This window comes from uncultured Parabacteroides sp. (genome assembly GCF_905196875.1).
GTDB lineage: Bacteria > Bacteroidota > Bacteroidia > Bacteroidales > Tannerellaceae > Parabacteroides.
Genome location: NZ_CAJJWO010000061.1, coordinates 23278 through 30684 on the forward strand (window position 1 = coordinate 23278; position 7407 = coordinate 30684).

The window sequence follows — 7407 nt, forward strand, 5'->3', positions numbered from 1 at the left end:
TGCGGTATAAAAACATTGGTTCGGTAGTTCAGTTGGTTAGAATACATGCCTGTCACGCATGGGGTCGCGGGTTCGAGTCCCGTCCGGACCGCTTTCGAAAGAAGCAAAAGATAGTAAAGCTCTGTAATTTATATTACAGGGCTTTTTTTATTGTATTTGGTTTTTTGCCAATAAAGTAACTCTAATAAAACTTATCCTCGTTTAGTACTTTGATTATGGTTTTAGCGATACGGTCAGCTTTGGTTTGTTCTGTTTTGGCAGAATTGATCCAGTCGATAAATGCCTTTTTCTGACCATCGCTATAAGTTTCAAACTTTTCCAAAGCTCCCTCTTCATATTCCATACATAAAAGCAATTCTTCCGGAATTATCAATGGAGTTTTATCCTCGTATAAAGTAATATGAACTGTGTCGGGAGCTTCCTTTTTGATTTTCTTTCTTATTGCCGACTTGATGGGTAAACCGATGTTTCCGTTTCCAATAGGCATCATATTCAAATTAGAAAACTCATAGTCATCTATCTTCCCTTTTACTTTCAACATCCCGAATGATGTTTTAGGCATAGGGATTTCAGGAATTTCGACAAAGGTCCAACCTCCTTTACCTCCGATTTTGAACAATATATAATCTTTATCTACTAATGGTTTTTCTGTATTCATAATATGATATTTCTATTTTAGTTTTGAGACAAAGATACTAAGTACGGATGACGGCAGTATGTCAGCAGCACAAATTATTTTTTTTAATTCTCTGTTTACCTGACGTAGAAGAAAGTACCTTCTTTCGTACGACCCTCGAAAGATGTAAAGCAAAGCCCTGTAATTATCACATTGCAGGGCTTTTTTTCTTTGACAAAAGATTCATTCTTATAAAGATACTATATGATCTCTGTATTGTCTTAATTCTGTTTCACTAAGTTGTCTGATTGCCGCATCCAAATCTTTTAATATCCGGACTTTGTCGTTAGGAATCATACCTACAAATGGAATTGCATTTGAAACCGTGTTTCCCAGTAAAGTTGTCTTTATAGTAAGTGTTGAAATAAATGTTCGTAATTCTAACAAACGTTCATGTTCTGTCGCTTCTATATATTTGCCGGCTTGTATTTCTTGATAAAGTTCTGATTCCGGAAAGACGGTCAGAGATACAAAATTGATAGTAAAAGGATGTAACTGATTAAATATTGCAGCCGTATTTATTGCATTTTGTTGTCCTTTCCCTTTTCCTGCAAGTCCGGTCAGGTAGACCAAATTATAGCGAATATTAGCTTCTTCCAACTTCTGACATTGCTCTAATATATCGGAGGCTGTATTACCTTTATTCATTTTTGCCAGTGTTTCATCATCCCCTGATTCTGTGCCGATACTGATACTGTCAAAACCTAAATGGCGAAGATTTTTCAGCTCTTCTACGCTTTTAGGCTTAATATCAGCTATGCGGGAGAATGTACCGATTGTTTCACAATAAGGAAGATATTTTCGAATTAGTAATCCCAATTCAAGCAATCTATTGTAGCTTAAAGCAAAAGGGTTAGCACCTGTCAGAAATACGCGTCTGGCTTTTGGCTGATATTTTTGAATGACTTTCAAATCTTCTTCAATCTCTGAAATAGGAGATAACCTGAATTTCGTTCCATGATACAAACTGCAAAACTTACATTTGTGATATGTACATCCTGCTGTTACTTGTAACAGTTGGGAACTTGCTTCATAAGGTGGTCGCCAAACTTGTCCTGTAAAATGTAATAGTTCCATAATCTGATAAATTAAATCCTTAAAAAAATATTTTATTACTTTTGTGGGAGCGAAGTTAGGACGTTCTTTTGGTAAAAAGAAGAACTATGTTATTACTCAGTTACTTACGTTTAGGTTAGTTTTTCTAAGTATCAATTTATTTGATTACGAAAAAAATGAGAAAAAAATTGGATTATGAATATTGTTCTGCTTCTCCTGTATTAGAATGGTTAGGGGATAAATGGGCATTAGTCGTGTTATTGAAACTTCGGGAAAACGGAATTATGCGTTTTAATGAATTGTATAAACTTATTCCGTCTATTTCTGAGAAAATGCTTTCAACAGCACTTCGTTCATTGGAAACCGACGGTTTGGTACATCGCAAAGTATATCCGGAAGTTCCCCCACGTGTAGAGTATTACGTTTCTGATTTTGGGATGACTTTAATTCCTCATCTAGAAAATATAATACAGTGGGGACAAGAGAACTTCTCGACTATTATGGATAATAGGAAAAAGAAAGTAACTTGATCTTCAAGTTTACCGAAACTACAGGAAGCATTACCATTATTACGGTTTCTTTCCATACGATGATGAGGATAAGGAAAAAACGAATTACTTTTGTAGTGGATCAAATAATAGTATGTTATGGGTGAGACTCTTAAAGTAGATACGATCGAACAGTACAACGGCCTGTTTGCCGGAATCACACTGTTTACACCAAAAGAATGCTTACATTTACGCGATTGGTTTGATTAATCTTATATCGAAAACTAACACAATAAACACTTATCACTAGTATGGAAAAAAAACATCTTTTCCCGGAAATTCCCTTCAACTATGCTTTATGCCTTAAACGGGAGTGCCCTAAAGCCTCTACTTGTTTGCGACAGTTGGCAGAACAGGATATTTCGGACAGTGTCGAGCGTTGGACGATTATTAGTCCCAAATACCAGGTTACACTGGAGGGGGAGTGTCCGCATTATCGTCCTGACGTGAAAGTAATTTATGCCAAAGGCTTTAAACATTTGTTGGATAACCTGCCTTACGCACAGATGAAAAGCGTCATCTCTCGTTTGAGAAACCTTTTCAGTGAAAGAACTTACTATCGGGTTCGTAAAGGAGAACGTTTACTTTCTCCTGCCGAACAAAAAGAGATACAGCGTATTTTGGTACGATGTGGAATTGACGAACCACCAAAGTTTGATGCCTATGTAGAAGATTATGCATGGTAGTAACGGGGAAAGGCTTTTGCCATAGGCTTGGCAGGCCACTGTCATAGTAGTGGCAGAGTTCTGCCATGCCTTTGGCAGACTCTTGCCATCACTATGGCAAAACATTTCCATCAGTATGGCAAGGCTTTGTCATTTAAAGGACAGTGCATCTCACAGGGGTAGAAGATTTTCAACTGTACAATTGCCGCTTGCAATACTTATATGTTTATTGCTTGTTCTGTTCGAGTTTGTTATACTCTTCATTCATCACCGGTTCGAGCCATTCGTTGGAAGTATTCTCTCCGGGGACTTCGAATGCCAAATGAGCGAACCAACTGTCGGCTGCAGCTCCGTGCCAATGCTTGACGTTAGCAGGGATATGAATCACTGTGCCAGGCAGAATCTCCACCGCCGGCTTGCCTTCTTCCTGATACCAACCGCGTCCGGCTACACCGATGAGCATCTGTCCACCGCCGCTCTTTGCGCGGTGTACGTGCCAGTTGTTGCGGCAACGAGGTTCAAAAGTAACATTGGCTATCGAAACTTGCTCGCGGGAAACGGGAGCAAGGTAGCTGTTACCGATGAAGTACTGTGCATATGCGGTATTGGGTTCGCCGATAGGGAAAATCATTTCGCGCTGGAAAGTGGCCTTGGCATCTTCGCTGGTAGAATCTTCCGCCCATATGCTTTTGGCCAGATTGAACGCCCCCCACGCTTTGGGCCAACCGGCATAGAAACCGATGTGGGTGATTATTTCGGCAATCTCGGTGCGGGTAATGCCGTTCTTCTTTGCTGACTGAAGGTGGAAAACGAGCGAATTGTCGGTGATACCCTGGCTAATGAGGGAGGTGATGGTCACTAAACTACGGTCGCGCATACCAAGTTTGTCGGTGCGGCTCCATACTTCACCGAAAAGGACATCGTCGTTGAGTTCTGCAAATTTGGGGGCAAACTCACCTAATTGGGCGCGTCCTGCTGTCTGTACTATTTTTTCTTGTGCCATGACATTGAGTGTTAAAATGGTGAATACTGAAATTAAAAGAATCTTGTTCATTGCTATTTTATTTATAGGATGAAGTTATTTGTTTTTTATTGATGCAAAGTTACTCAGGCCTGTAGAAGTTGTTGTAACGATAAGTGGGAAGTTTGTACCAATTTTACTGATTTTGATGTGCTCAATGTATTAATTTATTGGGAATTTGAAATAAAGCACTAATTTTATGCCGAGTCATTTGACAGTTAGCACCGTAAAATTACAATCGCTTAAGTCAAATCGATAAAACATAAAACAATAAATCTGGAGGACATAAATGAATAGTGATTATAAAGTTGGTGATTTAATTTATGATGCAAATATTTATGATGGCATGAATACCGGCCTGACTGATTTGCAATTTTATAAACAGTGGCTGCCAAAAGGTAAGGATGCCCGAATACTCGAACTTTGTTGTGGCACAGGCAGGCTTACTGTTCCGATAGCACAGGACGGGTATGATATTACCGGGGTTGATTATACTTCTTCAATGCTTGACCAGGCAAAGATTAAAGCGTCCGAAGCTAGATTGGAAATTCCTTTTATTGAAGCAGATATCAGGGCTTTGAATTTACAGGAAAAATACGACCTTATTTTTATTCCATTTAATTCAATCCATCATTTATATAAAAATGAAGATTTGTTTAAGGCATTTAGTGCTGTTAAAAATCACCTCAAAGACGGAGGTTTATTTCTGTTGGATTGCTTTAATCCAGATATTCGATATATTGTAGAAGGAGAAAAAAGATCGATGGAAATTGCTGAATATACAACAAACGATGGAAGAGATGTATTGATTAAGCAGACAATGCGATATGAAAATACGACTCAGATTAATCGCATAGAATGGCATTATTTTATCAGTGGTGAGTTCAATTCGATTCAAAATCTGGATATGAGAATGTTTTTCCCGCAAGAATTGGATTCATATTTGGAATGGAACGGTTTTAATATTATTCACAAATACGGAGGATTTGACGGGGAAGCATTTAATAACAATTCGGAAAAACAGGTTTTCGTTTGTCGGTGTTAGTTAAGATATGAACACTTTATTTGCATTATTCTCCTGTGCAAGTAGATGAAGCAGAAGCAGGTCGAGTAACGGTTGGTTAGCTACTATATTTTCTTTCTCGAATGTACGTTCCATCATAGAATACTCGCTTTGCGGTGTAACGGCATGTTCCCACAAAAGAAGGGCAGAGGAAATATGATGTAATTATCGCTGATTCTTAAATAATTGTTAGCTTTGTAGGCAGTTAGAGAGTAATACCGATTTATTCGATATCTGATAATAATTATAAACCTAATTAGTAGAACATTGTGAACAAGCTATTTTGCCAGAGTTGTGGTATGCCACTTGAAAATGACAAGGTAATTGGTACAAACGCGGATAACAGTAAAAATAACGACTATTGTATTTACTGCTATAAGGATGGAACTTTTACACAAGATGTGACTATGAATGAAATGATAGAGATCAGCTTGCGACATATGAAAGAATTGTTTAAAAGCGACCCTGCTTTAGATGAAAAGGCTGCGCTTGATAACATGAACTCCTTTTTCCCACAATTAAAAAGATGGAGTAAATAATACGTATGTCACGGGAGAAAATCTTGATAAGAACTTCATGGGTAAGTACGATAGGCAACGCGATACTGTCCGTATCCAAAATTGTTGTCGGCTTGTTGTCGGGGAGTTTGGCTGTAATAGGGGATGGTATTGATTCGGCAACCGATGTGGTTATATCTGTTGTCATGATCTTTACGGCACGTTTGATGAACAAGCCACCTTCCAAGAAGTATGTGTTCGGTTATGAGAAAGCGGAGAGCATTGCTACAAAGGTGCTTTCGTTGGTGATCTTTTATGCAGGCGCACAGATGTTGGTGTCGTCGGTTGAAAGTATCTTTTCGGACGAGACGAAAGAGATTCCATCGGCTATTGCCATCTATGTTACGGTCTTTTCTATTGTCGGTAAACTTTTGTTATCTACTTATCAATATAAACAAGGAAAGAAAATCAACAGTTCCATGCTGACCGCGAATGCAGTCAATATGCGTAATGATGTGGTTATTTCATGCGGTGTCCTGTTTGGATTAATATTTACATTTATATTTAAGTTGCCTATACTCGATTCAATCACTGGGTTGGTGATCAGCCTCTTTATCATCAAATCGTCTATCGGTATCTTTATGGATTCCAATGTCGAACTGATGGATGGGGTGAAAGATGTCAACGTATATAATAAGATATTTGAAGCTGTGGAAAAAGTTCCCGGTGCAGGTAATCCGCATCGTGTCCGGTCGAGAATGGTGGGCAATCTGTATCTAATCACGCTCGATATAGAAGTAGACCCGCAAATGACTTTAATGCGTGCCCATGAGATTGCCGATGAAGTAGAGAAGAGTATAGAAGACTTGATAGACAATGTATATGATATTTTAGTCCATGTGGAACCTGCCGGAAAATGCCAGACAGATGAGAAATTTGGTATCGATAGGGACATGGTTAAATAGAAAAAAACTGGTGTCGATATAAGTTAAAGAAACTATAATAATCAATGCGTATAGCTAGCATTTAGAATCTCAGTTAGATATCAGCTGTTTTCTTGTTGATAATTATTAACAGTGAAAAGAAATTCGACATCGGATGCCTTACTGGATATGGACTCCTGTGGTTTGCGTGAAAAAGTGAGCGCTTTAAACAAACAGCTCTCGGGGATGAACAAAGCGGAGCAAAAGCAAGTTAAAAACTACAGGAAGAATATCTGTCCCGGCTGGCTAAATACGAATCGCAATTGGAGAAATTAGCAGATATTAATTCTTTCAGTAAGACAGATGAGGATGCGACCTTCATGCGCATGAAAGAAGATCATATGAAAAACGGACAATTGAAGCCCGCCTATAACATGCAGATTGTTATAGAGAACCAGTTTATTACCAATCTTGGAATTTATAGGCGTGCTGGAGATACGGCGACTCTAATTCCTTTTTTGAAGGATTTTCGAGAGACTTATCATAGTGGTTGCTATTACATAATCCGAGGAAACTGGCTAAAAAAGCCAGCTTTCTTTTATTTTTTACTTATTTCTGTAGGATTACTTCTCGGAGAGAGAGAATTGAGAAGACCAAAGATGTTTTAAAAATAAAAATGGATAATAAACTGGCTGCATAACAAAAATAGAAGGCATCCTTTTCAGACATCCTCATAATGTCGACGGATATCACACTTGCAAACTTATAAATGATATTCAGGAGATAGCTGTGGAAGCGGCTTCATGCATGAAATGAAAATTTCTGCAAAAAAACTGTTGTAATATTTGCATAATAAAAAACAACCCCCTATCTTTGCACCCGCATTACAGAAGTAACGCGCCGGATGATTCGCTAGCTCAGCAGGTAGAGCACATCCCTTTTAAGGATGGGGTCCTGG

General features: G+C 38.5%; 8 protein-coding genes, 1 tRNA gene and 1 pseudogene. 7 read left to right on the forward strand and 3 right to left on the reverse strand.

What is annotated here, in order from left to right:
* Positions 1 to 17: 17 nt before the first annotated feature.
* Positions 18 to 91: transfer RNA gene (locus QZ076_RS16910), tRNA-Asp, on the forward strand.
* A gap of 90 nt (positions 92 to 181) precedes the next feature.
* On the opposite strand, the gene QZ076_RS16915 is transcribed toward QZ076_RS16910, so the two are convergent.
* Together QZ076_RS16915 and QZ076_RS16920 are read right to left on the reverse strand one after the other, a co-directional pair.
* Complete coding sequence (locus QZ076_RS16915) at positions 182 to 658, reverse strand: YdeI/OmpD-associated family protein (RefSeq protein WP_277781729.1); 477 nt, start codon at positions 656 to 658, stop codon at positions 182 to 184.
* 207 nt (positions 659 to 865) lie between these two features.
* Positions 866 to 1753 (reverse strand): radical SAM protein, encoded by an 888-nt coding sequence (locus QZ076_RS16920; protein ID WP_293715035.1) that lies wholly within the window; start codon positions 1751 to 1753, stop codon positions 866 to 868.
* Between the two features lie 155 nt (positions 1754 to 1908).
* Between QZ076_RS16920 and QZ076_RS16925 the strand changes: the two genes are divergently transcribed.
* Positions 1909 to 2262 carry a helix-turn-helix domain-containing protein gene (locus QZ076_RS16925; protein WP_075557740.1) on the forward strand — a complete coding sequence of 118 codons (354 nt, stop codon included), beginning with the start codon at positions 1909 to 1911 and terminating at the stop codon, positions 2260 to 2262.
* Positions 2263 to 2531: 269 nt separating this feature from the next.
* Positions 2532 to 2966, forward strand: coding sequence for a DUF6078 family protein (locus QZ076_RS16930; protein WP_293715037.1), 435 nt, complete (start codon positions 2532 to 2534; stop codon positions 2964 to 2966).
* A gap of 205 nt (positions 2967 to 3171) precedes the next feature.
* On the opposite strand, the gene QZ076_RS16935 is transcribed toward QZ076_RS16930, so the two are convergent.
* Positions 3172 to 3999 (reverse strand): carboxymuconolactone decarboxylase family protein, encoded by an 828-nt coding sequence (locus QZ076_RS16935; protein ID WP_293715040.1) that lies wholly within the window; start codon positions 3997 to 3999, stop codon positions 3172 to 3174.
* 256 nt (positions 4000 to 4255) lie between these two features.
* Between QZ076_RS16935 and QZ076_RS16940 the strand changes: the two genes are divergently transcribed.
* The 4 genes and pseudogenes from QZ076_RS16940 to QZ076_RS16955 all read left to right on the forward strand — a co-directional run.
* Complete coding sequence (locus QZ076_RS16940) at positions 4256 to 5011, forward strand: class I SAM-dependent methyltransferase (RefSeq protein WP_293715043.1); 756 nt, start codon at positions 4256 to 4258, stop codon at positions 5009 to 5011.
* Positions 5012 to 5298: 287 nt separating this feature from the next.
* Positions 5299 to 5568 carry a zinc ribbon domain-containing protein gene (locus QZ076_RS16945; protein ID WP_293715044.1) on the forward strand — a complete coding sequence of 90 codons (270 nt, stop codon included), beginning with the start codon at positions 5299 to 5301 and terminating at the stop codon, positions 5566 to 5568.
* A 5-nt stretch (positions 5569 to 5573) separates the two neighbouring features.
* Complete coding sequence (locus QZ076_RS16950) at positions 5574 to 6491, forward strand: cation diffusion facilitator family transporter (protein ID WP_293715047.1); 918 nt, start codon at positions 5574 to 5576, stop codon at positions 6489 to 6491.
* Between the two features lie 132 nt (positions 6492 to 6623).
* Positions 6624 to 6994 (forward strand): annotated as a pseudogene (locus QZ076_RS16955) (IS5/IS1182 family transposase); the annotation flags it as partial.
* Positions 6995 to 7407: the final 413 nt, after the last annotated feature.